This is a genomic window from Streptomyces sp. SCUT-3, from assembly GCF_014083985.1.
Lineage (GTDB): Bacteria > Actinomycetota > Actinomycetes > Streptomycetales > Streptomycetaceae > Streptomyces_H > Streptomyces_H thermolineatus.
On record NZ_CP046907.1, the window covers coordinates 1,410,956 to 1,435,429 of the forward strand.

Here is a 24,474-nt window from a genome sequence, read left to right on the forward strand (position 1 = left end):
ATGAGAGGCCGGACTTGTGCCCGACCCGAAGCGGAGATTTTGCCTTACATCAAGGCCTGTTACTCAATCGACACCCAACCGCACCTTCCAACAGGTGACCGGCCGGGACGGCGTTCGGGTTCCAGGCTGCGGAAACGGCGCGTCCCGCTCACGTTCGCACGTGTACTTCCCGTGATTCACCCCCGGGGAAACGTCCCTTTTTCCTGAGCCTTGTCACCCCGGGAGGAATCACGGAGAGTAGCACCTTTTCGGACGGGACCACGAAGCGGGACGTGGCCGAAAATGCGTGTGCGATGCATCACAGGGGAATGGCCACCCGGACCACCAGTCCCCCGCCCTCGCGCGGCTCGGCCGCGATCGCCCCGCCGTGCGCCCGGGTGACCGACCTCACGATGGAAAGTCCCAGGCCGACGCCCTTGTCGCTCTGGGTCCGGTCCGCCCCGCGCAGCCGCCGGAACGGCTCGAAGATGCTGTCGACCTCGTAGGCCGGGACCGTCGGGCCGGTGTTGGAGACGGTCAGCTCCGCCCGGCCGGGCAGCACCTCGGTGCGCACCTGCACCCAGCCGCCGGCGGTGTTGTAGCGCACGGCGTTCTGCAGCAGGTTCAGGGCGATCCGCTCCAGCAGCACCCCGTTGCCCTGCACCACCGCCGGCGCCAGCTCGCTGCGCAGCTCCACCCCCTTGGCCCCGGCCTCCTCCCGCACCTGGTCCAGCGCGCGCCCGCACGCCTCGGCCAGGTCGACCGGTTTGCGGTCGGTCAGCTCGTTCTCGCTGCGGGCGAGCAGCAGCAGGCCCTCCACCAGCTGCTCGCTGCGCTCGTTGGTCGCCAGCAGGGTGCGGCCCAGCTGCTGCAGGTCGGGGGAGGTGTTCGGGTCGGCCAGCTGGACCTCCAGCAGGGTGCGGTTGATCGCCAGCGGCGTGCGCAGCTCGTGCGAGGCGTTGGCGACGAAGCGCCGCTGGGAGTCGAAGGCCCGGTCCAGCCGGTCGAGCATGTCGTCGAAGGTGTCGGCGAGCTCCTTGAGCTCGTCGTCCGGGCCGTCCAGCTCGATCCGGCGGTGCAGGTCGGAGCCGGCCACGCCGCGCGCGGTGCGGGTGATCCGCCCCAGCGGCCGCAGCACCCGCCCGGCCATCACGTAGCCGAAGGCGAAGGCGACGGCCGTGAGGACCACCAGGACCAGCAGGGAGCGCTTGAGCAGGTCGTTGAGGGCCTGGCTGATCTGGAAGTCCATGTACTGGGCGACGCAGCGGTTGAAGTCGTCCAGGTCGGTCAGCGAACTGCAGACCCGGAACGGGGTCTCCACGACCACGTTGCCGGTGACCACCTGGATCGGCAGCTTGAGGTTCTCCTGCAGGCTGTCGGCGACCAGCAGGTACACCACGGCCAGCAGGACGACGCCGGCCATCATGAACATGCCGCCGTACAGGACGGTCAGCCGGAACCGGATGGTGGGGCGCAGCCAGGGGCGCTGCGGCACCTGGGGGCGCGGGTCCCACAGGGGCTTGGGCGGCGCCGAGGGGGGCGGCGGGGCGGCGGGGGCGGGTTCGGCGGGCATCATCGGATCCGGTATCCGGACCCGGGGACCGTGATGATCACCGGGGGCTCCCCGAGCTTGCGCCGCAGTGTCATCACGGTCACCCGGACCACGTTGGTGAACGGGTCGGTGTTCTCGTCCCACGCCTTCTCCAGCAGCTGCTCGGCCGAGACCACGGAGCCCTCGCTGCGCAGCAGCACCTCCAGGACCGCGAACTCCTTGGGGGCCAGGTGGACCTCCCGGCCGTCCCGGAAGACCTCGCGCCGGTTGGGGTCCAGTCTGATGCCGGCCCGCTCCAGGACCGGCGGCAGCGCCGTGGTGGTGCGCCGGCCCAGGGCCCGCACCCGGGCGACCAGCTCGGTGAAGGCGAAGGGCTTGGGCAGGTAGTCGTCCGCCCCCAGCTCCAGCCCCTCGACCCGGTCGCTGACGTCGCCGGCCGCGGTGAGCATCAGCACCCGGGCCGGCAGCCCGCGGGCCACGGCCTGCCGGCACACCTCGTCGCCGTGGACGACCGGCAGGTCGCGGTCCAGAACCACGACGTCGTAGTCGTTGACCCCGATGCGCTCCAGGGCCGCGCCGCCGTCGTAGACGACGTCCACGGCCATGGCCTCCCGCCGCAACCCGGTGGCGACGGCATCGGCGAGCAGTTGCTCGTCCTCCACGACCAGTACGCGCAACGCGGTGTCCCTCCTCGGTGAATTTCCTGCGTGCTCCGAACGGCGCCCCGGTGTCGCGGAACGGCCGTCGGTGGTTCCATCCTGCACCGGACGGGCATAAGCCAGCGGTAAGCCGATTTTCCTGCGCCGGTCGAGGTTTCTCCCGTGACGCGCCTGGGGAAAACGTCTGCACACCCGAGATCACGCTGTGCGCGCCGCGCGTAACACCGCGCGGCCACCGGTGCCTGTGCCAGCCGCAGGAGGGCACCGGGAACCGTGATCACACCACCGCACACCGGCACTTCCGTGTCACCGACCCACGACGAGGGGGCGCACCATGGACGCGTTCACCGCAGGCATCCTGCACCGCATACGCACCACCGAGACCGACCTCACTCGCGCCGTCGAGACGGGCGACGAGTTCCTCGCCGACGTCGAGCGCGCGGAGCTGGAGGACCTCCGCCGGCTCGCCAGGGAGCACGGCGTGGACGTGCTCCCCATGTCCGCCTGAGACGAGCCGCAGCCACGGGGGGCTCGCCCCGGACGCCCGAGGGGCGCCGGGGCGTTCGCACGTCCGGCGGCCGGGCACCACGGTGCCCGGCCGCCGTTCCGTTCCGGGTCGCGCCGGGCCGGGTCGCGCCGTTCCGGGTCGGGCGCCGTCAGTCGTGCCAGGCGCCGAGGTCCTCCAGGAGCTGCTGGAGGGGCTCGAACAGGCCCGGGGAGGCGGCCACGGTCAGCCCGCCGTCCGCGGGGGCCCCCGGGCGGCCACCGGTCAGGGCCCCCGCCTCGCGGGCGAACAGCTCGCCGGCCGCCCAGTCCCACGGCTGCAGGCCGCGCTCGTAGTAGGCGTCCAGCCGGCCGCAGCCGACGTCGCACAGGTCGATCGCCGCACTGCCGCCCCGGCGGACGTCGCGCACCCTGGGCAGGAGCCTGCCGACCACCGCGGCCTGCGCGGCCCGCCTCTCGGCCAGGTACCCGAAGCCGGTGGCGACCAGCGCCCGGGAGAACTCGGGCGCGGGGCGGCAGCGCGCCGGGGCTCCGTTGACCATGGAGCCGCCGCCGAGCACCGCCTGGTACGTCTCGCCGCGCAGGGGCGCCTCGACCACGCCGACCACGGTGCGCCCGTCGACCTGCGCCGCGATGCTGACCGCCCAGGAGGGCAGCCCGTACAGGTAGTTGACGGTCCCGTCGAGCGGGTCGACGATCCAGCGCACCCCACTGGAGCCCTCGGTGGTGCCGCCCTCCTCGCCCAGCACGGCGTCGTCCGGGCGGCGCCCGGTGATCACCTCGCGGATCAGCTTCTCGGCCGCGAGGTCCATCTCGGTGACCACGTCGACCGCGCTGGTCTTGGTGGCCGCCACCCCCAGGTCCGCGGGGCGGCCGGTGCGCAGCAGCTCACCGGCGCGCCGGGCGGCCTCCAGGGCGGTCTCCAGCAGTTCCCCGAACGGGGCGTCGGTGCTCATCGCTCAGTCCTGTCCGGCGGCGGCGGGGCGGGGGCCGCGCGGGTTGGGGCAGCACCCGGCGGGGCAGACGTCGTGGCTGGGGCCGAGCGCGCCCAGGGCGCAGCGGCGCGGGCTGCCGCCGCGTTCGGCCTCGGCCCGTTCCAGGACCATCTCGCGCACCGCGGCGGCGAACCTCGGGTCGGCGCCGACGGTGGCCGCGCGGGCGACCGGCAGCCCGAGTTCGGCGGCCTTGGCCGCGGCCTCGGTGTCGAGGTCGTACTTGACCTCCATGTGGTCCGAGACGAACCCGATCGGCACCATCACCGCCGCCGGCGCCCCGGCCTCGCACAGGTGCTGGAGGTGGTCGCAGATGTCCGGTTCCAGCCACGGCACGTGCGGGGCGCCGCTGCGGGACTGGTAGACCAGCCGCCAGCGCCGGTCCGCCCCGGTCGCCTCGCGCACCGCCTCGGCGACCGCCTCGGCGACGTCCAGGTGCTGGGCCACGTAGGCGCCGCCGGCCGGGCCCGAGCTCTCGGCGGCCGCGGTGGGGATGGAGTGCGTGGTGAACGCCAGGTGGGCGCCGTCGCGGACGTCCTCGGGCAGCTCCTGCAAGGCGGCCAGCACCGCGTCGACCATCGGCCGCACGAAGCCGGGGTGGTTGAAGTAGTGGCGCAGCTTGTCCACCCGCGGCACCGGCAGGCCCTCCTCGGCCAGCGTCCGCAGCGCGTCGGCGAGGTTCTCCCGGTACTGGCGGCAGCCGGAGTAGGAGGCGTAGGCGCTGGTGGCCAGCGTCAGGACGCGGCGGCGGCCGTCGCGGACCATCTCGCGCAGGGTGTCGGTCAGGTAGGGCGCCCAGTTGCGGTTGCCCCAGTAGACCGGCAGGTCCAGGCCGTTGGCGGCGAAGTCCTCGCGCAGCGCCGCCAGCAGCTCGCGGTTCTGGGCGTTGATGGGGCTGACACCGCCGAAGAGGAAGTAGTGCTGCCCGACCTCGGCCAGCCGCTCCCGCGGGATGCCTCGGCCGCGCGTGACGTTCTCGAGGAAGGGGACGACGTCCTCGGGTCCTTCCGGGCCGCCGAAGGACAGCAGCAGGAGGGCGTCGTAGGGGTCGGTGACGGGGTCTGTTCGGTCGGACATGGAACCGATCCTGCCACTCCCGGGGGCGGGGGACCCACGGGACCGGCGGGCCGGGCGGCGGGAAACCCGCTTGCCGTGCCGCGTAATCTGTAAAGGCTGATTTCATTCCTTACGGACATTCCGCGGAGCGCCCTGTGCCCAGTCCCTACCGTGCGATCTTCGCCGTCCCCGGCACCCGTGCGTTCTCCGCGGCGGGCCTCGTCGGCCGCATGCCGCTGTCGATGCTGAGCATCGGCATCGTCACCATGGTCTCGCAGGTCACCGGCAGGTACGGCCTCGCGGGCGCGCTGGCGGCCACCACCGCCGTGTCGGGTGCGGTGCTGGCCCCGCAGGTGTCGCGGCTGGTGGACCGCTTCGGGCAGCGCCGGGTGCTGCGGCCGGCCGCGGCGGTGGCGGTGGCGGCGGTGGCCGGGATGCTGCTGTGCGTACGCCTGGGAGCACCGCAGTGGACTCTGTTCGCCTTCGCCGCGGCGGCCGGCTGCACGCCCAGCGTGGGCGCGATGGTCCGCGCCAGGTGGGCGGCGCTGTACCGGGGCACCCCGCGCCTGCACGCCGCGTACTCCTTCGAGTCCGTGGTCGACGAGATCTGCTTCATCGTCGGGCCCGTCCTGTCCATCGGGCTGTGCACCGTCTGGTTCCCCGAGGCGGGCCCCCTGCTCGCGGCGGTCTTCCTGGCCGTCGGGGTGGCGCTGCTGACCGCGCAGCGCTCCACCGAGCCCCCGCCGCACCCGGTGGCGCACCACCGCGGGCCGTCCCCGCTGCGCTCGGGGGGACTGCGGGTGCTGGTCGCCGTCTTCGCCGCCACCGGCGCGGTCTTCGGTGCCGTCGACGTGGCGACGGTGGCCTGGGCCGAGGCGGCCGGCCACAAGACCGCGGCCGGCCCCGTGCTGGCCGTCTACGCCCTGGGCTCGTGCCTGTCGGGAGTGGTCTTCGGACTGCTGAGCCCCCGCGGCCACGCGTCCCGCCGCTTCCTGATCGGGGTGGCCGCGATGTCCGTGAGTATGATCCCCCTCCTACTGGTCGGGAACCTGCCGTCGCTGGCGGTGGCGCTCTTCGTCGCGGGCATGTCCGTCTCCCCGACGATGGTCACCACCATGGCGCTGGTCGAGGAGCTCGTGCCGCGCACCCGTCTCACCGAGGGGATGACCTGGACCGGCACCGGTCTGGCGGTCGGCGTGGCGATCGGCTCCTCGGCCGCCGGACGGGCCGTGGACGCGGTCGGGGCGCACGCCGCCTTCGGGGTGGCCGTGGCCGCCGGTGCGCTCGCCTCGGTGGTGGCGTTCCCCGGGTACCGCCGGCTGCGGCCGGCGCCGGAGGAGGGGAAGGCCCGTGCGAACGAGCACCAGCACCACCAGGACCACCACGAGGACCGCGGGGACGGGGCGGGGCGGAACGGCACCGTGGCGCAACTGGGCGGGTAACGTCACCGTCCGGCCGCGGCGGACTGTGGCCCCCGCCTCCGCCGAGGAGGTCGCCGACGCGGTGCGGCGGGCGGCCGGGGAGGGGCTGCGGGTCAAGGCGGCCGGCACCGGCCACTCCTTCACCCCGGCGGCGGCCACCGACGGCGTCCTGCTCCTGCCGCACCGGCTCGACGCGGTGCACCGGGTCGACCTGGAGGCGATGACCGTCACCGTCGGGTCCGGCATGCCGCTGAAGCGGCTCAACGCCGGGCTCGCCTCGCTGGGACTGGCCCTGACCAACATGGGCGACATCATGGAGCAGACGGTCGCCGGGGCCACCTCGACGGGCACCCACGGCACCGGGCGCGACTCCGCCTCGGTCAGCGCGCAGATCGAGGCGCTGGAGATGGTCACCGCGGACGGCTCGGTGGTGCGCTGCTCCGCCGCCGAGCGCCCCGACCTGTTCGCCGCCGCCCGGATCGGGCTGGGCGCGCTGGGCGTGGTCACCGCGGTCACCTTCCGGGTGGAGCCGGCGTTCCTGCTGCACGCCCGGGAGGAGCCGATGACGTTCGACGAGGTGACGGACGGCTTCGACCGGCTCGTCGCGGAGAACGAGCACTTCGAGTTCTACTGGTTCCCGCACACCGAGAACTGCACCACCAAGCGGAACAACCGCAGCCCGGGCCCGGCCGCCCCGCTGCCCCGGCTGCGCGGCTGGGTGGACGACGAGCTGCTGTCCAACGGCGCCTTCCGCGCCGCCTGCGCCCTGGGCCGGGCGGCCCCCTCCAGCGTCCCGGCGGTGGCCGGCCTGGCCGGCCGGGCGCTGTCGGCCCGCAGCTACACCGACACCTCCTACAAGGTCTTCACCAGTCCCCGGCGGGTGCGCTTCGTGGAGATGGAGTACGCGCTCCCCCGGGAGGCCGCGGTCCCGGCCCTGCGCGAGCTCAAGGGGATGATCGACCGCTCGGGGCACCTGGTGAGCTTCCCCGTCGAGGTCCGCACCGCCCCGGCCGACGACATCTGCCTGTCCACCGCGTCCGGCCGCGACTCGGTCTACATCGCGGTGCACATGTACCGGGGCACTCCCCACCAGGAGTACTTCGGCGACGTCGAGGACATCATGACCACGCACCTGGGCCGCCCGCACTGGGGCAAGCTGCACAGCCGCGACGCCGCGCAACTGGAGGCGGTGTACCCGCGCTTCGGCGAGTTCACCGCGCTGCGGGACCGGCTGGACCCGCAGCGGGTGTTCGGCAACGACTACCTGTGGCGCGTGCTCGGCGGGTGACGGACCGCGGTTCCGCCGGCCCGGTCGGACCGCCGGGTCCGGCGGAACGGCCGGGCCCGGCGGAACGGCACGCTCCGTTCGGGGAGATTTCGTGAACATCGCCGTGCCGTCGCGGCGCGCCGGTGAAGTTCCGCGCGCGGTGCTGCTCCCCCGGGGGCGGATGCAGTAGTGTGACGAACCCGGCCCCCTCCGGACATGTACTTCCCGAACGACGCAACCGACTACGGGGAGTCATCGACAGGTAACGGTTGCTGCGGCGGCAGCTCGCGTCGGGCGAGCGACACGCCGGGCGAATCTGCAAGGTTGTGGCTGGCTGTACCCGGGCAGGTCACACTCGTTCATCGGGAGCAGCGACGCACGTGACGTCGGCAGGCACCATCCGGGAGGTACCCATGCCCGATCTGCGTGTCGTGGCCGTCAGCAACGACGGCACACGATTGGTGCTCAAGGCTGCCGACAACACGGAATACACGCTTCCGATCGACGAGCGCCTCAGAGCCGCCGTACGCAACGACCGCGCCCGGCTCGGCCAGATCGAGATCGAGGTCGAGAGCCACATGCGGCCCCGGGACATCCAGGCCCGGATAAGGGCGGGAGCCACCGCCGAGGAGGTCGCCCAGCTCGCCGGCATCCCGGTCGAGCGGGTGCGCCGCTTCGAGGGCCCCGTGCTCGCCGAGCGGGCGTTCATGGCCGAGCGGGCCCGCAAGACCCCCGTCCGCCGGCAGGGCGAGAGCACCGGCCCGCCGCTCGGCGAGGCGGTCAGGGAGCGGCTGCTGCTGCGCGGCGCCGAGAAGGACAGCGACCTGTGGGACTCCTGGCGCCGCGACGACGGCGTCTGGGAGGTCCTGCTGGTCTACCGGGTCGCCGGCGAGCCGCACTCCGCCAGCTGGACGTACGACCCGCCCCGGCGGCTGGTCCAGGCCGTGGACGACGAGGCCCGCGCGCTGATCGGCGAGAGCTTCGACCAGCCCGAGCCGACCTTCCCCTTCGTGCCGCGCATCGCCCGGCTGCCCCGCGACCGCACGCAGCCCCGCGACGACGGCCACGACGCCGCCCCGGCGGCGGAGGAGCGCGACTCGCTGACCAGCCTGCTGGAGGCCGTGCCGAGCTTCCGCGGCGACATGGTGGTGCCCGAGGCCCCGGCGGCGTCCGCCCCGGAGCCGGAGGAGGACGAGGCCGCCGAGGCCGCTCCGCCCGCCCCGCGGCGAGCGCCGGAGCGGCCTACGCCGACATCCTGATGCCGCGTTCGGTGGCGGGCCACCGCGACCGCCTGGTGGGCAGCACCGACCGCCAGGCGGAGGCGGACGGCGTCCGCCCGGGGCGCCGGGCGACCGTGCCCAGCTGGGACGAGATCGTCTTCGGCAGCCGCCGCAAGAAGCAGGACTAGCCGGGGCGCGCACGCGCGCGCACCGTCCGGGCCCCGGCCCGCCGTTCGCGGCGGCCCGGGGCCCGCGGGCGTCGGGGCGGCCGGGAGGGCTCAGCCCGGGGCGGGGCCGGTGGCCACCTCCCTGGCCGGGTCGGCGCACCACTCGCTCCAGCTGCCGGGGTAGAGGGCGGCCGCGATCCCCGCCCGCTCCAGGGCGAGCACCTGCTGCGCCGCCGACACCCCCGAGCCGCAGTAGACGCCGACCGCGGTGCCGGGCCGCACGCCGAGCGCGGCGAAGCGGTCGGCCAGCTCCTGCGGTGTGCGCCACCGGCCATCGGGCGTGAGGTTCTCCCCCGTCGGGGCGCTCAGCGCCCCGGGGATGTGGCCGGCCGCCGGGTCGACCGGCTCGGTCTCGCCCCGGTACCGTTCCGCGGCGCGGGCGTCCAGCAGTACGCCCGTGCGCGCCAGCGCCGCGGCGCCGTCGGCGGTGAGCACGGGCACGGCACCCGGCCGGGCGGTGAAGTCGCCCTCCGCCGGCGCCGGGGTGGCGGTCTGCAGCGGCAGCCCCTCCTCCCGCCAGGCGGCCAGGCCGCCGTCGAGGACGCGCACCCGCTCGTGGCCCGCCCAGCGCAGCAGCCACCAGGCGCGGGCGGCGGCCCACCCGGTGCCGCCGTCGTAGGCGACCACCTCGCTGCCGGTGCACACCCCGGCCCGGCGCATGGCGGCGGCGAACGCCTCGGGCTCGGGGAGCGGGTGGCGGCCGGCCCGGCCGGGCGGGCCGGCGAGTTCGGTGTCCAGGTCCACGTACACGGCGCCGGGCACGTGGCCGCGTTCGTACTCCTGGCGTCCGGGTGGTCCGCCGAGTTCCCAGCGGACGTCGAGCACGACGGGCGCGGCGCCGGACGCCCTCTGCGCACGGGCCAGTTCGGCTGCGGTGATCACGGTGTCCATGCGCCCATTGTGGTCCCGGGCGCCGCCGCCCCGCCCGGGGCGCCGGCCCTCCCGGAGGGGCGAAACGGCCGTAACCGGACGGACGGGGCGGCGGGCGGCCAAGTGCCGCCGCGACACCGGCGCGGCCGGGGCGCACCGCGCGCCCAGGAGTGACAGCATCGGATACGGCACGGCAACCACACCCACAAGGAGTGCGTCGATGACCGAGGCAGCGGCCTCCCGCCCGCAGGGGTCACCCTGCTGGGTCAGTCTGCTCACCCCCGACCTGCGTGCGACGCAGGAGTTCTACAACGCCCTGTTCGGCTGGGAGTTCCGGAAGGTCGAGCTGTCCTTCGGGCCCTACGCGGGGGCCGTGCTGGGGGAGTACCAGGTGGCCGGGATCGGCGAGATCCCCCCGGGCCGCCGGAACCTGCCGGTGATGTGGACGGTCTACCTGCTGAGCGAGGACATCGACCAGACCGCCGAGGCAGTCAGGGAGTGCGGGGGGACGGTGGCGGTCGGCCCCCTGCACGCGGACGAGGCGGGGCGGATGGTGATCGCCTCCGACCCCGCGGGCGCGGTGTTCGGGGTGTGGCAGCCCGAACTCCTCCAGGGCGCGGACACCCCCGGCACGCCGGGCACCCTGGTGTGGAACGAGCTGGTGACCCGTGAGACGGCCTCGGTGGAGAAGTTCTACACCTGCGCCTTCGGCGTGGAGGCGGAAGCGGCCGGCTCCCCCGGGTACGACTACGCCGTGCTCAGGTCGGCGGGGGTGCCCGTCGCCGGGATCCGCGGCATCGGCACGCCGATGCCGCGCGGCCGGGGCCCGCGGTGGGTCCCCCACTTCGCCGTCGAGGACGCGGACGCGACGGCCCGGCGGGCCGTCGAGCTGGGCGGCGACGTGGTCCGCGAACCCCACGACACCCCGCACGGACGGCAGGCGGAGCTGACGGACCAGGCGGGGGCCGCGTTCGTCGTGGTCGCCGCAGGACGGTAGGCCCGGCACCCGTACCGGTCTCCCCCGCACCGGCGCCCCCGCATCGGCGCCCCGCAGGAGGGCACACGGCCCCGCAGGGCGCCGGGATGCACGGGCACGCGGACACCGGGCACGCGGAGCACCGTGCACACGGAGTACCGTGCACGCGGGGCACCGGCGGGTGCTCCCCTGGGTGTTCAGCCCCGCGCGTCCGCCGGCAGTGCCTGCCGGTGGACGGCGGCCGCACGCGCGGTCGCGGCCGTGGCCCGGAGCCGGTGGTGCCGGCGGCACAGCACCTCGTAGCCGACGACCGCCCCGGCCGCGCCGTCCGCCTCGGGCCGGCCGACGTCGCCGACCACGACCTGCGCGCCCTCCACGACCATCCGGCCCCCGACGGTACGGGCGTTGTGGGTCGCCCGCGCCCCGCACCAGCACAGCGCCTCGACCTGGAGCACCTCGACCCGGTCGGCGAGTTCGACCAGCCGCTGGGAGCCGGGGAAGAGCTTGCTGCGGAAGTCGGTGGTGATGCCGAAGGCGAAGACGTCGACGCCCAGGTCGTCGACAATCCCGGCCAGCTGGTCCACCTGCTCCGGGGTGAAGAACTGGGCCTCGTCGGCTATGACGTAGTCGGTGCGGCCGCCGGCGGCCAGGTGGGCGACGACGTGTGCGTGGAAGTCGAAGGCGTCGTCGGCCTCGATCGCCGGGGTGGACAGGCCCAGGCGGCTGGAGAGCACGCCCTGTCCGGCCCGGTCGTGCCGGGTGAAGATCATTCCCCGTCGGCCGCGCGCGGAGTGGTTGTGGTCCATCTGCAGGGCCAGCGTGCTCTTTCCGCAGTCCATCGTCCCTGAGAAGAAGACGAGTTCGGGCATGCGTGCGGGGACCTTTCGGTGCGGTGGCCGTCTCGGGCCGGTCGGGGCGGGCGCCGGCGGGCGCGGGTCAGGTGCGGAGCTCGAGGAGCGGGACGAGCTGCTCGACCGGGGTCATCGAGCCGTGCAGACCGATCATCGAAGACTCCCCCGGCTCGGCGCGGCTCGCGACGACCGCGACGTCGTCGCAGGCGGCGGCGACCACGTCCCCGATCCGGCCGCGGACGCGCTCGTCGACGACGGGGCCGAACCAGCCCGCGTCGATCGCCTCGTCGCGGGTGGCCACCCACATCCGGTCGCCGAGCACCTCGCTCCACACCGCGTGCACGTCCCCGGCGGCTCCCGGGACCGCGTAGACGTGGCGGGCCCGGCCCTCGCCCCCGAGCAGGGCGACGCCGGCGCTCAGTTCCCAGTCCTCGTCGAAGTCGATCCGGTCCTCGGGGGCGATGTCGATCATCCCGTGGTCGGCGGTGACGTACAGCGCGGCGCGGGGCGGCAGCTGCTCGGCGAGGCGCCGGGCGAGCCGGTCGACCGTCATCAACTGCCCCCGCCAGGCGTCGGAGTCCACGCCGTAGCGGTGGCCCGCGGCGTCCAGGTCGCTGTAGTAGGTGTAGACCAGGGTGCGGTCGGCGGCGGCCAGCCGCTCGGCCGCCAGGTCCATGCGCTCCTCACCGGACATCAGGCCGAAGAACGTGCCGCCGGAGAGCGCGACCTTCGTCAGCGGGGTCGTGGCGAACAGCGGCGAGGAGACCTGGCAGGTCTCCACCCCGGCGGCGTGCGCGCGGGCGAAGACCGTGGGGTGGGGCTGCCAGGCGTGCGGGTCGGTCCACGGCTCCCAGCGCAGCTGGTTCATCAGCTGCCCGGTGCCGGGGACGGCGACCTTGTAGCCCGCCAGTCCGTGCTGCCCCGGCGGCAGGCCGGTGCCGACCGAGGCCAGCGAGGTGGCGGTGGTCGAGGGGAACCCGGCGGTCAGCGGGGTGCCGGTGCCGCCGGTGGAGGTGTGCAGCAGCGAGGTGAGGAACGGTGCCTCGTCGGGGTGGGCGCGCAGCAGTTCCCAGCCGAGGCCGTCGACGAGGAAGACGCAGACCCGGTCGGCCGGGGCCAGCTCCAGGCCGGAGGCGGCACCGGGCACTTCGAGGCCGGCGGCGAGGGCGGGCAGCAGGTCCGCCAGCGAGGCGCTGCCGTAGCGGGGGACGGGGGCCGAGCGGTGGTCCAGGATCTCGGGGTCCTCCCAGCCGTAGGGGGAGGACCGCACCGGGTGTGCCATCAGCGGGCGGCCGCGGCGGTGGCCTCGGAGAGCGCCTGCGCGAAGGCGAGGGTCTGCCGCACCGTCTCGGGGCCGTCGCCCGCCTCGCTGACCCGCAGCGACAGGTCGTCGGCGGTCGAGGAGCCGGTGTAGCCGTGGTCGGCCTCGCAGTTGGGGTCGGCGCAGCCGGCCGGCTCGAGGTCGATGCGGTTGACCGCGCCCCAGCCGATGGTCAGGACGACCTCGCGCGGCAGGGTCCGCGGCGTGTACGCCTCGGGGTTGGCGACGACCCGGCTGAGGACCACCGAGGAGATCCGGTCGATCCGCACCGACTCGGTGGAGGTCGTCGCGTGCGGGGTCGGGGAGTTCTCGTCGACCGCCTGCTCGTCGGTGTGGCTGACGATGAAGCGGTGCGGGGTGAGGACGAGCACGGTGACGTGCCGGCGGACCTCGTTGGCGTCGAAGGTGGTCTCCTGGTGGACCAGGTAGGACACCACGGGGTCGCCGCCGACCGCGGTCTCCACGGCCTCTGCCACAAGAGCCGGGTAGTAGCCGCTGCGCTCGATGGCCGCGCGCAGCCCCTGGGTCGTCGTACCGGTCTTCGCCATGGGCTCCATCCTAAGCCGTGGCGGGGGCCGGGTCGTGACGGCCGCGGCGGCTCCCCTCCCCGCAGCGGCCCCGGCACCGGTCCCGGCGCCGGGGCCCGTCCCGGCACCGCATGCGGCCTACTCGGCGGTGGACCACGGCGCCAGGGCCCTGGGGCCGAGATCGGTGCGCGCCGGCGGGCGCGCGATGCGCACCGAGGCGCCGAGCACGGACAGGCCCTGCGGGGCCACGACCACCGGTTCCAGGTCGACCCCGACGACCTCGGGGATGTCGTCGAGCAGGACCGCGACCCGCAGGAGCAGTTCCTCCAGCGCCGCGGTGTCGACGGGCTGGGCTCCCCGGTACCCGAAGAGCATCGGGGCGGCCCGGATGGAGCGGACCAGTTCGGCGACGTCGCGGTCGGTGGCGGGCAGCAGGCGGTGGGCGAGGTCGCCGAGCAGTTCGGAGGGGGCGCCGGCCAGGCCGAAGCCCAGGACCGCGCCCAGCCTCGGGTCGACGGTGGCGCGGACCACGGTGTCCACCCCGCGGGGCGCGAGCCGCTGGACGACCGGGCGGATCTCGTCCGGCTTGCCCAGGCGCGACGTCAGTTCGCCGTAGGCGCGGCGCAGTTCGGCGGGGCCGGCGAGGTCGAGGTGGACCCCGCCGAGGTCGGCGCGGTGGCGCAGGTGGGGTGCGGTGGCCTTGAGCGCGACGGGGTAGCCGAGGCGTTCGGCGGCGGCCAGGGCGGCTTCGGCCCCGGGCGCGGGCAGGGCGGGGTGGACGGTGATGCCGTAGTGGGCCAGCAGCCGGGCTGCGGTGTCCTCGGCCAGGGGCACGCCGGGGCCGTCGGGGGCCGCGGCGCCGGGGCGCTCGGCGTCGGCCGCGTCCAGCCAGGCGGCCACGTCCCTGGCCGCCTCGGCGGGCCGGATGTCCTCGAACTGCGGGACGCGGCCGGGGGTGGCGGCCCGGCGGCGCCAGTCGGCGTAGTGGACCGCCTCGGTCAGGGCCCGCACCGCCCGCTCGGCCGAGGGGTAGGCGGGGATGCGGGTGGCGGGACCGGCGAGCCTGCCGGGCAGCTGGTCGAAGGCGAAGTGGACGACGAGGACGGGCTTGTCGCTGCCGAGGGCCGCCTCGCGCAGCGCGTCGGCGAGCTCGCGGTCGCCCCGGCCGTCCGGGTCCTGGGCGGTGTCGACCCGGGGGATGGCGGTGACGACGACGGCGTCGCATCCGGGGTCGGCCACGGCCGCGGCCAGCGCGCGCCGGAAGTCCTCGGGGACGGCCTCGGTGGTCAGGTCCAGCGGGTGGCGCGGGCTCAGCCGGCGGTCAGGCAGGCGTCGTAGGTGAGCAGCCCGAGGGACTCGGAGTTGCCCAGGACCGCGACGCGGGGCCCGGCGGGCAGGGGCTGGAAGGCGAGCAGCAGGCCGGTGTCGAGCATGTCGGTGACGGTCTGGGCCCGGATGACGCCGGCCTGGCGGAAGAGCGCGTCGACGGTGGAGTCGGGTATGCGGGTGTGCGGGACGCTGTGCCCGGCCGGGACGGCGCCGGGGTGCCGCCCGCTCTTGACGACGACCAGCGGCTTGGCGGCGGCGGTACGGCGGGCCAGGCGGGTGAACTTGCGCGGGTTGCCGAAGGACTCCAGGTACATCAGGACGACGTCGGTGGCCGGGTCGTCGTGCCAGTACTGGATCAGGTCGTTGCCGGAGACGTCGGCGCGGTCCCCGGCGGAGACGAAGGAGGACAGGCCGCCGCCGCGGTGGTGCACCTCGTCGAGCAGGGCGAGGCCGATGGCGCCGGACTGGGTGAACAGTCCGATCCGGCCCGCGGCGGGTGCGTGCGGGACCAGGGAGGCGTTGAGCCGGACCTCCTCGGCGAGGTTGATCACACCGAGGGCGTTGGGGCCGATGATCCGCATCCCGTAGGAGCGGGCCCGGCGCACCAGGGAGCGCTGCCACTCGCGGCTGTCGACGGCCGCGGCGGGGGCGTGCGCCGGTGCGGGGGCGCCGGGGGCGCCCGCGCCGGGGAGGGCCGGCGGGTGGGGGTGGCCCGAGGTGAGCACGACCAGCCCCTGCACCCCGTGGGCGCCGCAGTCGTCGATCACGGGGACGACCTGGTCGGCGGGGACGGCCACGACGGCGAGGTCGACAGGCTGCTCGATCTCGGAGACGCTGCGGTGGGCCGGGATCCCCTCGGGCTCCAGGACGTGCTGGTCCGCGGGGTAGGAGCGGTTGACCGCGTGGACGCGGCCGGTGAACCCCGCCTCCAGCAGGTGCCCGACGACGCTGCGGCCCACCGAGCCGGGCGAGCGCCCCGCGCCGATCACCGCGACCGAGCGCGGGGTGAGCAGCCGCTGCACGGAACGTGCCTCGGCGCGCTGCTCGCGGGCCCGCATGACCTCCACGGACGCCTCGGTGGGCTCGAGGTCGAACTCCAGGTGGACCACGCCGTCGGCGAAGCTGCGCCGCTGGGTGTAGCCGGCGTCCGTGAAGACCTTGATCATCTTGCGGTTGGCGGGCAGGACCTCGGCGACGAAGCGCCGGATGCCGCGTTCGCGGGCCACCGCGGCGATGTGCTCCAGCAGCGCCGAGGCCACGCCGCGCCCCTGGTGGGCGTCCTGCACGAGGAAGGCCACCTCGGCCTGCGCCCCGTCCGAGGCCGAGCGGCCGGCGCCGTCGGTGCGGTCGTAGCGGACGGTGGCGATGAACTCGCCGTTCACCAGGGCCGCCAGGCCGACCCGGTCCACGTAGTCGTGGTGGGTGAAGCGGTGCACGTCGCGGTCGGACAGCCTCGGGTACGGGGCGAAGAAGCGGTAGTACTTCGACTCGTCGGAGACCTCCGAGTAGAAGTGGACGAGCCGCTCGGCGTCGTCGGGGGTGATGGGGCGGACGTGCGCGGTGCCGCCGTCCCGCAGCACGACGTCCGCTTCCCAGTGGACCGGGTAGGCACGCTCCTGCGAGGTCTGCATGGGCACAGGGTATGCGTACAGGGCCGTTTCCGGGGCGTCCCCCGGTTCGCGGCGGCGCACCGCACCGGGCACCGTGGGAGGGACCGCGCGCGGCCCGCGTCCGCGCCGGGACGCCCGCGACCGCCAACCGTTCGGAGGACTTCCGCCATGGTCGAACGCCGCGTCACCGTCGGCTGGCCCGAGGGCCTGCACGCCCGCCCCGCCTCGATCCTCGTGCGCGCGGCCGCCTCCTGCGGCGTCCCCGTGACGATCGCCAGGGCCGGCGGCGGCGCCGGCACCGGTCCGGTCAACGCCGCCAGCATCCTCGCCGTGCTCGGCCTGGGCGCCGAGGGCGGCGACGAGGTGGTCCTGGCCTCCGGCGCCGAGGGCGCCGAGGCCGCTCTGGACCGGCTGGCCGAGCTGGTCTCCGAGGGGCTGGACGAGCTTCCCGGGACCGCCTGAAGGCCCCCGGGGAATTCCTCCCCGGCGCGGTGGACGCCGATTCACGCCGACGGGAGAATCCCGGGACGTCCGCCCCGGGGAGAGCCGCCCGGGAAATCCCGTGCCGGACGCCGGGGGAATTCCTCGGAATCCCCCCGGCTTTTCTACGTCATTGTTGTCAAGCACGGGTACCGGGAATGTTTACGGCAGGTTTCGGCACGCTCACCGGGCGCCGGCGCCCCGCGGCGCGGCCGTGCGCGGCGGGTGCCGCAGCCGGTGGGCGCCCGCGGTCCGCTCCACGTGCCCGGCCGCCGCCCGGCGCGCCCGCTCGGCGTCCCGGCGGGCCACCGCGTCGACGATCGCCCCGTACTCCTCCCAGGAGTGCGCGGCGGCCGCCTGCCCGTCCACCGTGAACACCCAGGCGATCTTCCGGCGCAGGCCGGTCAGGACCCGGGCCAGGCTCGGACTGCCCGACGCCCGCGCCAGGGTGTCGTGGAACCACTCCTCCGGCGGGGCCGCCCCGGGGACGCCGTCCCGGGCGGTCGTCCGCTCCCGGCCCAGGGCGACCAGCCCGCGCAGCACCCTCAGATGGGCCTCGGTGCGCCGCCGGGCGGCCCGCTCGGCGGCCAGCGGCTCCAGCAGGGCGCGCATCTCCAGCAGGTCGGCCGCCTCGTGCTCGGAGGGCTCGGCCACGGAGGCGCCCGCGTGCCGCCGCACGGTCACGAAGCCCTCGGACTCCAGGGTGCGCAGGGCCTCGCGCACCGGCACCCGGGAGACCCCGTGGCGGCGGGCCAGCGACTCCTCGGTGAGCCTACTGCCCGGCGGGTGGAACCCGGCGACGATGTCGTCTCTGATCGCCCGGCACACCGACCGGACGGGGACGCGCACGTCCCCGTCGCCCTTCCCGTTCACAACCGATTCCGCATCGCCGGTCCCCTGCCCCGAATTCCCGCAGCACCGCGGAAGACTGACATCCTTCCGCGACTCTATTCCAGGGGAGCGGATTCTCCGACCGCGCCGGGAAATCCATGGTGATTTCCCGGCCGGAGTCCCCGGACGCGGATTCCGGGCCCGGACGCGGCGCCGCCCCGGCCCCGACGCGCGGGTGCGCGTCGGGGCCGGGGCGGCGGGCGGCGGGCGGGGCCGCCGGTCCGGGCGGGCCGGGCGGGCCGGGCGGGCGGCTCAGCCGCGGACCACCCGGACCGGGCCCAGGCCCAGGGCGGTCACCGGCTCCTCGATCCGCGCGGCGTCGCCCACCAGGACCACGACCAGCCGGTCGGTGGGGAAGGCGTTCACCACGGCCGCGGTCGCCTCCACCGTGCCGGTGGACGCCATGCGGGCGTACAGCCGGGCCTGGAAGTCGTCCGGCAGGTGCTGCTCGACCTGGTCGGCCAGGGTGTCGGCGACGGCGGCCGCCGTCTCGTACTTCAGCGGGGCCACGCCGACCAGGTTCTGCACCGCGACGTCGCGCTCGTCGTCGGTCAGCCCCTCCTCGGCGAGCGTGCGCAGCACCTGCCAGGCGTCCTCCAGCGCCGGCGCGGTCACCTCGGTGGCCACCGAGCCGCTGATCGCCAGCATCGACGCCCCGCCGGCCCCGTCCGGGCCCGAGCGCAGCACCTGCCCGAAGGCCCGCACCCCGTAGGTGTAGCCCTTCTCCTCGCGCAGCACCCGGTCCAGCCGGGAGGTCAGCGTGCCGCCCAGGCAGTAGGTGCCGAGCACCTGCGCCGGCCAGACCGCATCGTGCCGGTCGGGCCCGGTACGGCCGATCAGCAGCTGGGTCTGGACCGCGCCGGGGCGGTCGACGATCACCACGCGGCCGGCGTCGTCGGAGGTGATCGCCGGCACCGGGCGCGGCTGCGCCGCACCGCCGCTCCACTCCCCCACGGTCCGCTCCAGCAGCGCCACCGGGTCGGTGCCGGTGAGGTCGCCGACCAGGACCAGGGTCGAGGTGGACGGGCGGGCGTGCGCGGTGTAGAAGGCCCGCGCCGCGTCCGCGTCGATGCGCGCGACGCTCTCCGCGGTGCCCTGCCGCGGCCGGGAGATGCGGGAACCGGCCGGGAACAGCTCCTTGTACAGGGCCATCGCGGCGCGGCGGGCCGGGTTGGCCAGCTCGTGCGGGATCTCGTCCAGCCGGTTGCCGACCAGCCGCTCGATCTCGGCCCGGTCGAACGCCGGGGTGCGCAGGGCGTCCGCCAGCAGGCCCAGCGCCCGCTCCAGGCGCGAGGCCGGCACCTCCAGGGAGACGCGCATCCCGGGGTGGTCGGCGTGCGCGTCCATGGTGGCGCCGCAGCGCTCGAGCTCGGCGGCGAACTCCTCCGCGGAGTGCCGGGCGGTGCCCTCGTTCAGGGCCCGGGCCGCGATCGTGGCGACGCCGTCCAGGCCCTCGGGCTCGGCGTCCAGCGGCGCGTCCAGCAGCACCTCCACCGCAACGACCTGCTGGCCGGGGCGGTGGCAGTGCAGCACGGTCAGGCCGTTGCCGAGGACGGCCCGCTCGGGGGCGGGGAAGTCCCACGGCCTGGGCGGGCCGCCCTGCGGCTGCGGGTGGAACGTCATGGTGGCTGCGGTGTCCGTCATCAGGCGTCCTCGCCCTTCGCCTCGTTCTCCTCGCCGGCCTCGCCGCCGGCCGCCTCGTCGCCGGCCTCGCCGGCCGGGCCCTCCGCCGGGGCGGTCGGCTCGTAGACGAGCACCGCCCGGTTGTCGGGACGCAGCCGGGCCGCGGCCTGCGCGCGCACCTCGTCCGCGGTCACCTCCAGCACCCGCCCCACGGCGGTGAACGCCAGCTGGGGGTCGCCGAAGAGCACCGCGTAGCGGCACAGTTCGTCGGCCCGGCCGGCCACCGTGCCCAGCCGGTCCAGCCACTCGCGCTCGATCTGCGCCTGGGCCCGCTCCATCTCCTCCGGGGTCGGCCCCTCCTGCGCGAAGCGGGCGAGCTCCTCGTCGACGGCCGCCTCGATCACGGGGACCTCCACGCCGCCGGACGCCTTCACGTCCAGCCAGCCCAGCGACGGCGCGCCGGCCAGGCGCAGCATCCCGAAGCCCGCCGCCACCGCCGAACGGTCCCGGCGCACCAGCCGGTTGTACAGGCGCGAGGACTCGCCCCCGCCCAGCACGGTCAGGGCCAGGTCGGCGGCGTCCGCCTCGCGGGTGCCGTCGTGCGGCAGCCGGAAGACCGACATCAGGGCGCGCGAGGGGACCTCCTCCTCGACGACCTCCCGCAGCTGCCCGCCGATCACCTCGGGCAGGGAGCCGTCGCGCGGGGCGGGCTTGCCGTCGTGGCCGGGGATCGAGCCGAAGTACTTCTCCACCCAGGCCAGGGTCTGCTCCGGGTCGATGTCGCCGACCACCGACAGCACCGCGTTGTTGGGCGCGTAGTAGGTGCGGAAGAAGGCCCGGGCGTCCTCCAGGGAGGCCGCGTCCAGGTCGGCCATCGACCCGATCGGGGTGTGGTGGTAGGGGTGCCCGTCCGGGTACGCCATGGCCACCAGGCGCTCGAACGCCGTGCCGTAGGGGACGTTGTCGTAGCGCTGGCGGCGCTCGTTCTTGACGACGTCGCGCTGGTTCTCCAGGCTCTCCTCGTCGAGCGCGGTCAGCAGGCTGCCCATCCGGTCCGCCTCGAGCCACAGCGCCAGCTCCAACTGGTGCGCCGGCATGGTCTCGAAGTAGTTCGTCCGCTCGAAGCTGGTGGTGCCGTTGAGCGACCCGCCCGCGCCCTGCACCAGCTCGAAGTGGCCGTTGCCGTGCACGTTGGCCGAGCCCTGGAACATCAGGTGCTCGAAGAGGTGGGCGAGCCCGGTGCGCCCCTTCACCTCGTGCCGCGAGCCGACGTCGTACCACAGGCAGACCGCGGCCACCGGGGTCAGGTGGTCCTCGGAGAGCACGACGCGCAGGCCGTTGGCCAGGCGGTGCTCGGTCGCTTTCAGGCCGCCCGATCGCGCCTGGGGTGTGGCCGTGTGGCCCATGAGCATGATGTCCTTCCGGTCGCGTGACGTCCTTGGCAGCACTCTATGGAAGCGTGCCCGCGTACCGCGAAGTTCCCGCGCCGGGAGCGCTGCGGACCGGGGCACGGTCACGGTTGTCGGCGGCGAGGTCCACAATGGTGCGCGTCAGCCATGTCCAGGCCCCAGGCACCGCAACGGCACGAACACCGAAACGCCACGAAGGAGCAGCCGCCCGATGGCCCGCCGCAGCACGAAGACCCCGCCGGGAGACGACTACGAGGAGCGCATCCTCGACATCGACGTCGTCGACGAGATGCAGGGCTCCTTCCTCGAGTACGCGTACTCGGTCATCTACTCGCGCGCGCTCCCCGACGCCCGCGACGGGCTCAAGCCCGTGCACCGGCGGATCGTCTACCAGATGAACGAGATGGGGCTGCGCCCCGAGCGCGGGTACGTCAAGTCCGCCCGCGTCGTCGGCGAGGTGATGGGCAAGCTCCACCCGCACGGCGACGCCTCCATCTACGACGCGCTGGTGCGCATGGCCCAGCCGTTCTCCATGCGCCTGCCGCTGGTCGACGGCCACGGCAACTTCGGTTCCCTGGGCAACGACGACCCGCCCGCCGCCATGCGCTACACCGAGGCGCGGATGGCCGGCGCCGCCTCGTTGATGGTGGAGTCCATCGACGAGGACACCGTCGACTTCGCCCCCAACTACGACGGCCAGGAGTCCGAGCCCGTCGCCCTGCCGGCCGCCTTCCCCAACCTGCTGGTCAACGGCGCCTCCGGCATCGCGGTCGGCATGGCCACCAACATGCCCCCGCACAACCTGGGCGAGGTCGTCGCCGCCGCGCGGCACCTGATCCGGTACCCGAACGCCGACCTCGACGCCCTGATGCGGTTCGTCCCCGGCCCCGACCTGCCCACCGGCGGCCGGATCGTCGGGCTGAACGGCATCCGCGACGCCTACGAGAAGGGCCGCGGCACCTTCAAGATCCGCGCCACCGTCTCGATCGAGAACGTCACCCCCCGCCGCAAGGGCCTGGTCGTCACCGAACTGCCCTTCACCGTGGGCCCGGAGAAGGTCGTCGCCAAGATCAAGGACCTGGTCAACGCCAAGAAGCTCCAGGGCATCGCGGACGTGAAGGACCTCACCGACCGCGAGCACGGGCTGCGCCTGGTCATCGAGATCAAGAACGGCTTCGTCCCCGAGGCCGTGCTCGAGCAGCTGTACAAGCTCACGCCGATGGAGGACTCCTTCGGCATCAACAACGTCGCCCTGGTCGACGGCCAGCCGCTGACGCTGGGGCTCAAGGAGCTCCTGCAGGTCTACATCGACCACCGCTTCGAGGTCGTGCGCCGGCGCAGCGAGTTCCGGCGCGGCAAGCGGCGCGACCGCCTCCACCTCGTCGAGGGCCTGCTCACCGCCCTGGTCGACATCGACGAGGTCATCCGCATCATCCGCTCCTGCGACAACGCCGCCCAGGCCAAGGAGAGCCTGAAGGAGCGCTTCTCGCTGACGGACGTGCAGACCCAGTACATCCTCGACACCCCGCTGCGCCGCCTCACCCGGTTCGACCGCATCGAGCTGGAGGGCGAGCGCGACGACCTGCGGGCCGAGATCGAGAAGCTGACCCGGATCCTGGACTCCGACGCGGAGCTGCGCAAACTGGTCTCGGGCGAACTCGCCGCGGTCGCGAAGAAGTTCGGCACCGAGCGGCGCACCGTCCTGCTGGAGTCCGCGGCGGCGCCGGCCGCCTCGGTGCCGCTGCAGGTCGCCGACGACCCCTGCCGCGTCCTGCTCTCCTCCACCGGGCTGCTGGCCCGCACCCCCGGCGGCGACCCGTTCGAGGCGCCGGAGGAGGACGCCCGCCGCACCCGGCACGACGTGATCGTCTCCGCCGTGCCCGCCACCGTCCGCGGCGAGGTGGGCGCCGTCACCAGCACCGGCCGCCTGCTGCGCCTGCCGGTCGTGGACCTGCCCGCGCTGCCGCCCGGCACGACCGCGCCCAACCTGGCCGGGGGGGCCGCCGTCTCCGAGTTCCTCGCCCTGGGCGAGGACGAGCGGGTGCTGTGCCTGACCACCTTCGACGAGTCCTCCCCCGGCCTGGCGCTCGGCACCGAGCAGGGTGTCGTCAAGCGCGTGGTGCCCGACTACCCGGCCAACAAGGAGGAGCTGGAGGTCGTCTCGCTGCGCGAGGGCGACCGGATCGTCGGCGCGGTGGAGCTGCGCACCGGCGAGGAGGACCTGGTCTTCATCACCTCCGAGGCGCAGCTGCTGCGCTACCCGGCGTCCCAGGTCCGCCCGCAGGGACGGGCGGCCGGCGGCATGGCCGGGATCAAGCTCGGCGAGGGCGCGAGGGTGCTCTCCTTCACCGCCGTCGACCCGGCCTCCGACGCGGTCGTCCTGACCGTCGCCAACGCCGCCGACACCCTCGACGGCTCCGAGCAGGGCAGCGCGAAGCTGACCCCCTTCGAGCAGTACCCGCGCAAGGGCCGGGCCACCGGCGGCGTGCGCTGCCAGCGGTTCGTCAAGGGCGAGAACCGGCTGGTGTTCGCGTGGGCCGGGCAGGCGCCCGCCCTCGCGGCACAGGCGGACGGCCGGCCGGCCGAGCTGCCCGAGCGCGACCCGCGCCGCGACGGCTCGGGCATGCCGCTGGCCGGCCCGGTCGCCGCGGTCGCCGGGCCCGTGTGACCGGCCCCGTGTGACCGGGCCGGCGCGCCCGGGTGGGAGCAGCCTGCTCCCACCCGGGCGCGCCCGGGGATCCGACCGCGCCCGGGGATCCGGCACGGGTTAGGCTGCCCTGAGTGATCACCTGTGCGACCGCTTCCCGCGAACTGGACGAGCCGCTCACCGCGACCGCGGCGACGGCCCGCACCTGGCTGCTGGTGGAGCAGCCCGGCCCCTGGGGCGCCAAGGCCCTCACCTCCGGCCACCTCGACCCCGCGCTCGGCCGGGAACTGGAGGCGTCGGCGGAGGGCACGGGCACCCGGATCGCGCTCGTCCGCCGCCCGGGCCGCCACGCCGACCGCCACGGGCCCGCGCGTCACCACGTCTTCCTCGCCCACACCGCCCCCGGCAACTCCTGGATCCGCCACGCCGTCCTCGACGACCCGGCCGGGCTCCGCGGCCTGGACCCGGCCGCGGCCGGGCACGGCGACCACGGCGGCTGGGGCGAGCCGTGGACCGGCGACCCGCTGGTGTGCGTGTGCACCAACGGCAAGCGCGACCGCTGCTGCGCGCTGCTGGGACGCCCCCTGGCCGGCGACCTGGCGCACCTGGACGGCGCCGAGGTCTGGGAGATCACCCACATCGGCGGCCACCGCTTCGCCCCCACCGTCCTGGTCCTGCCCCACGGCTACGCCTACGGCCGCGTGGACGCCCGGCACGTCAAGGAGGTCGTCGAGGGGGTGCGGGAGGGGCGGGTCGTCACCGGGCTGTGCCGGGGGCGCTCCACCTGGGACCGCCCCGGCCAGGCCGCCGAGCTGGCGGTGCGCGCCCTCACCGGCGAGGACCGCGCCGACGCGCTGACGGCGGAGCCGGCCGCGGGGGCCGCCCCGCACCGGACCGTCCTGGTGCGCCACACCGACGGGCGGCGGTGGCGGGTCGCGGTCGAGCAGGGCTCCTCCGTACCGCCGAGGCCCGAGAGCTGCGGCGCGGAACCGGCCTCCCCCGCCCGCTTCACCGCCCGCGACGTGCACCCGCTGCCTCCCGCGTGACCCCGCCCGCGCCGGGC

18 protein-coding genes and 2 pseudogenes are annotated in these 24,474 nt (G+C 75.0%); 8 read left to right on the top strand and 12 right to left on the bottom strand.

The features are described 5' to 3' along the window. Positions 1-298 precede the first annotated feature (298 nt). Together GQS52_RS06155 and GQS52_RS06160 are read right to left on the bottom strand one after the other, a co-directional pair. Positions 299-1,552: a HAMP domain-containing sensor histidine kinase gene (locus GQS52_RS06155; protein WP_182316248.1), complete on the bottom strand. Its 1,254-nt coding sequence runs from the start codon at positions 1,550-1,552 to the stop codon at positions 299-301. Beyond that, positions 1,552-2,208, bottom strand: a complete 657-nt coding sequence (locus GQS52_RS06160) for a response regulator transcription factor (protein ID WP_182312119.1) — start codon at positions 2,206-2,208, stop codon at positions 1,552-1,554. Before GQS52_RS06160 ends, GQS52_RS06155 begins: the two co-directional genes overlap by 1 nt. A gap of 316 nt (positions 2,209-2,524) precedes the next feature. Here GQS52_RS06160 and GQS52_RS06165 point away from each other — a divergent pair, with 316 nt between their 5' ends. Further along, positions 2,525-2,698, top strand: coding sequence for a hypothetical protein (locus tag GQS52_RS06165; RefSeq protein ID WP_182312122.1), 174 nt, complete (start codon positions 2,525-2,527; stop codon positions 2,696-2,698). Positions 2,699-2,846: 148 nt separating this feature from the next. Here the strand turns inward: GQS52_RS06165 and GQS52_RS06170 are convergent, their stop codons facing one another. Together GQS52_RS06170 and GQS52_RS06175 are read right to left on the bottom strand one after the other, a co-directional pair. Then, positions 2,847-3,650: an inositol monophosphatase family protein gene (locus GQS52_RS06170; RefSeq protein WP_182312124.1), complete on the bottom strand. Its 804-nt coding sequence runs from the start codon at positions 3,648-3,650 to the stop codon at positions 2,847-2,849. A 3-nt stretch (positions 3,651-3,653) separates the two neighbouring features. Beyond that, positions 3,654-4,763 (bottom strand): ferrochelatase, encoded by a 1,110-nt coding sequence (locus GQS52_RS06175; protein ID WP_182312127.1) that lies wholly within the window; start codon positions 4,761-4,763, stop codon positions 3,654-3,656. Positions 4,764-4,897: 134 nt separating this feature from the next. Between GQS52_RS06175 and GQS52_RS06180 the strand changes: the two genes are divergently transcribed. The 3 genes and pseudogenes from GQS52_RS06180 to sepH all read left to right on the top strand — a co-directional run bounded on the left by GQS52_RS06180 (position 4,898) and on the right by sepH (position 8,838). Beyond that, positions 4,898-6,184: an MFS transporter gene (locus GQS52_RS06180; protein WP_182312130.1), complete on the top strand. Its 1,287-nt coding sequence runs from the start codon at positions 4,898-4,900 to the stop codon at positions 6,182-6,184. Between the two features lie 25 nt (positions 6,185-6,209). Then, complete coding sequence (locus tag GQS52_RS06185) at positions 6,210-7,451, top strand: D-arabinono-1,4-lactone oxidase (protein WP_259371052.1); 1,242 nt, start codon at positions 6,210-6,212, stop codon at positions 7,449-7,451. 392 nt (positions 7,452-7,843) lie between these two features. Further along, positions 7,844-8,838, top strand: a pseudogene (sepH, locus tag GQS52_RS06190) (septation protein SepH). 90 nt (positions 8,839-8,928) lie between these two features. On the opposite strand, the gene GQS52_RS06195 reads toward sepH, so the two are convergent. After that, on the bottom strand, positions 8,929-9,768 hold the full coding sequence (locus tag GQS52_RS06195; RefSeq protein WP_182312136.1) for a sulfurtransferase: 840 nt from the start codon (positions 9,766-9,768) through the stop codon (positions 8,929-8,931). A 199-nt stretch (positions 9,769-9,967) separates the two neighbouring features. Between GQS52_RS06195 and GQS52_RS06200 the strand changes: the two genes are divergently transcribed. Further along, positions 9,968-10,744, top strand: a complete 777-nt coding sequence (locus GQS52_RS06200; protein WP_182312137.1) for a VOC family protein — start codon at positions 9,968-9,970, stop codon at positions 10,742-10,744. A 176-nt stretch (positions 10,745-10,920) separates the two neighbouring features. Here GQS52_RS06200 and GQS52_RS06205 read toward each other — a convergent pair whose 3' ends face one another. The 4 genes and pseudogenes from GQS52_RS06205 to GQS52_RS06220 form a co-directional block, all read right to left on the bottom strand. Further along, positions 10,921-11,592 (bottom strand): thymidine kinase, encoded by a 672-nt coding sequence (locus tag GQS52_RS06205; RefSeq protein ID WP_182312140.1) that lies wholly within the window; start codon positions 11,590-11,592, stop codon positions 10,921-10,923. 67 nt (positions 11,593-11,659) lie between these two features. Continuing rightward, positions 11,660-12,856: a nucleotide pyrophosphatase/phosphodiesterase family protein gene (locus GQS52_RS06210; RefSeq protein WP_182312143.1), complete on the bottom strand. Its 1,197-nt coding sequence runs from the start codon at positions 12,854-12,856 to the stop codon at positions 11,660-11,662. Then, complete coding sequence (locus tag GQS52_RS06215) at positions 12,856-13,443, bottom strand: DUF5998 family protein (RefSeq protein ID WP_182312147.1); 588 nt, start codon at positions 13,441-13,443, stop codon at positions 12,856-12,858. The genes GQS52_RS06210 and GQS52_RS06215 overlap by 1 nt, the downstream gene beginning before the upstream one ends. Positions 13,444-13,560: 117 nt before the next feature. Next, positions 13,561-16,382, bottom strand: a pseudogene (locus GQS52_RS06220) (GNAT family N-acetyltransferase). 147 nt (positions 16,383-16,529) lie between these two features. Between GQS52_RS06220 and GQS52_RS06225 the strand changes: the two are divergent. After that, entirely contained in the window at positions 16,530-16,823 is a 294-nt protein-coding gene (locus GQS52_RS06225) for an HPr family phosphocarrier protein (RefSeq protein WP_182312150.1), read from the top strand. A gap of 201 nt (positions 16,824-17,024) precedes the next feature. Here the strand turns inward: GQS52_RS06225 and GQS52_RS06230 are convergent, their stop codons facing one another. The 3 genes from GQS52_RS06230 to GQS52_RS06240 all read right to left on the bottom strand — a co-directional run bounded on the left by GQS52_RS06230 (position 17,025) and on the right by GQS52_RS06240 (position 20,761). Continuing rightward, positions 17,025-17,690, bottom strand: coding sequence for a GntR family transcriptional regulator (locus GQS52_RS06230; RefSeq protein WP_182316249.1), 666 nt, complete (start codon positions 17,688-17,690; stop codon positions 17,025-17,027). A gap of 294 nt (positions 17,691-17,984) precedes the next feature. Continuing rightward, positions 17,985-19,376: a pitrilysin family protein gene (locus GQS52_RS06235; protein ID WP_182312153.1), complete on the bottom strand. Its 1,392-nt coding sequence runs from the start codon at positions 19,374-19,376 to the stop codon at positions 17,985-17,987. Further along, complete coding sequence (locus GQS52_RS06240) at positions 19,376-20,761, bottom strand: pitrilysin family protein (RefSeq protein ID WP_182312155.1); 1,386 nt, start codon at positions 20,759-20,761, stop codon at positions 19,376-19,378. The genes GQS52_RS06235 and GQS52_RS06240 overlap by 1 nt, the downstream gene beginning before the upstream one ends. Before the next feature lie 214 nt (positions 20,762-20,975). On the opposite strand from GQS52_RS06240, the gene GQS52_RS06245 reads away from it, so the two are divergent. Together GQS52_RS06245 and GQS52_RS06250 are read left to right on the top strand one after the other, a co-directional pair. After that, positions 20,976-23,432, top strand: coding sequence for a DNA topoisomerase IV subunit A (locus tag GQS52_RS06245; protein ID WP_182312158.1), 2,457 nt, complete (start codon positions 20,976-20,978; stop codon positions 23,430-23,432). Positions 23,433-23,545: 113 nt separating this feature from the next. Next, on the top strand, positions 23,546-24,457 hold the full coding sequence (locus tag GQS52_RS06250) for a sucrase/ferredoxin-like family protein (RefSeq protein ID WP_182312161.1): 912 nt from the start codon (positions 23,546-23,548) through the stop codon (positions 24,455-24,457). The last annotated feature ends 17 nt before the right edge of the window (positions 24,458-24,474 follow it).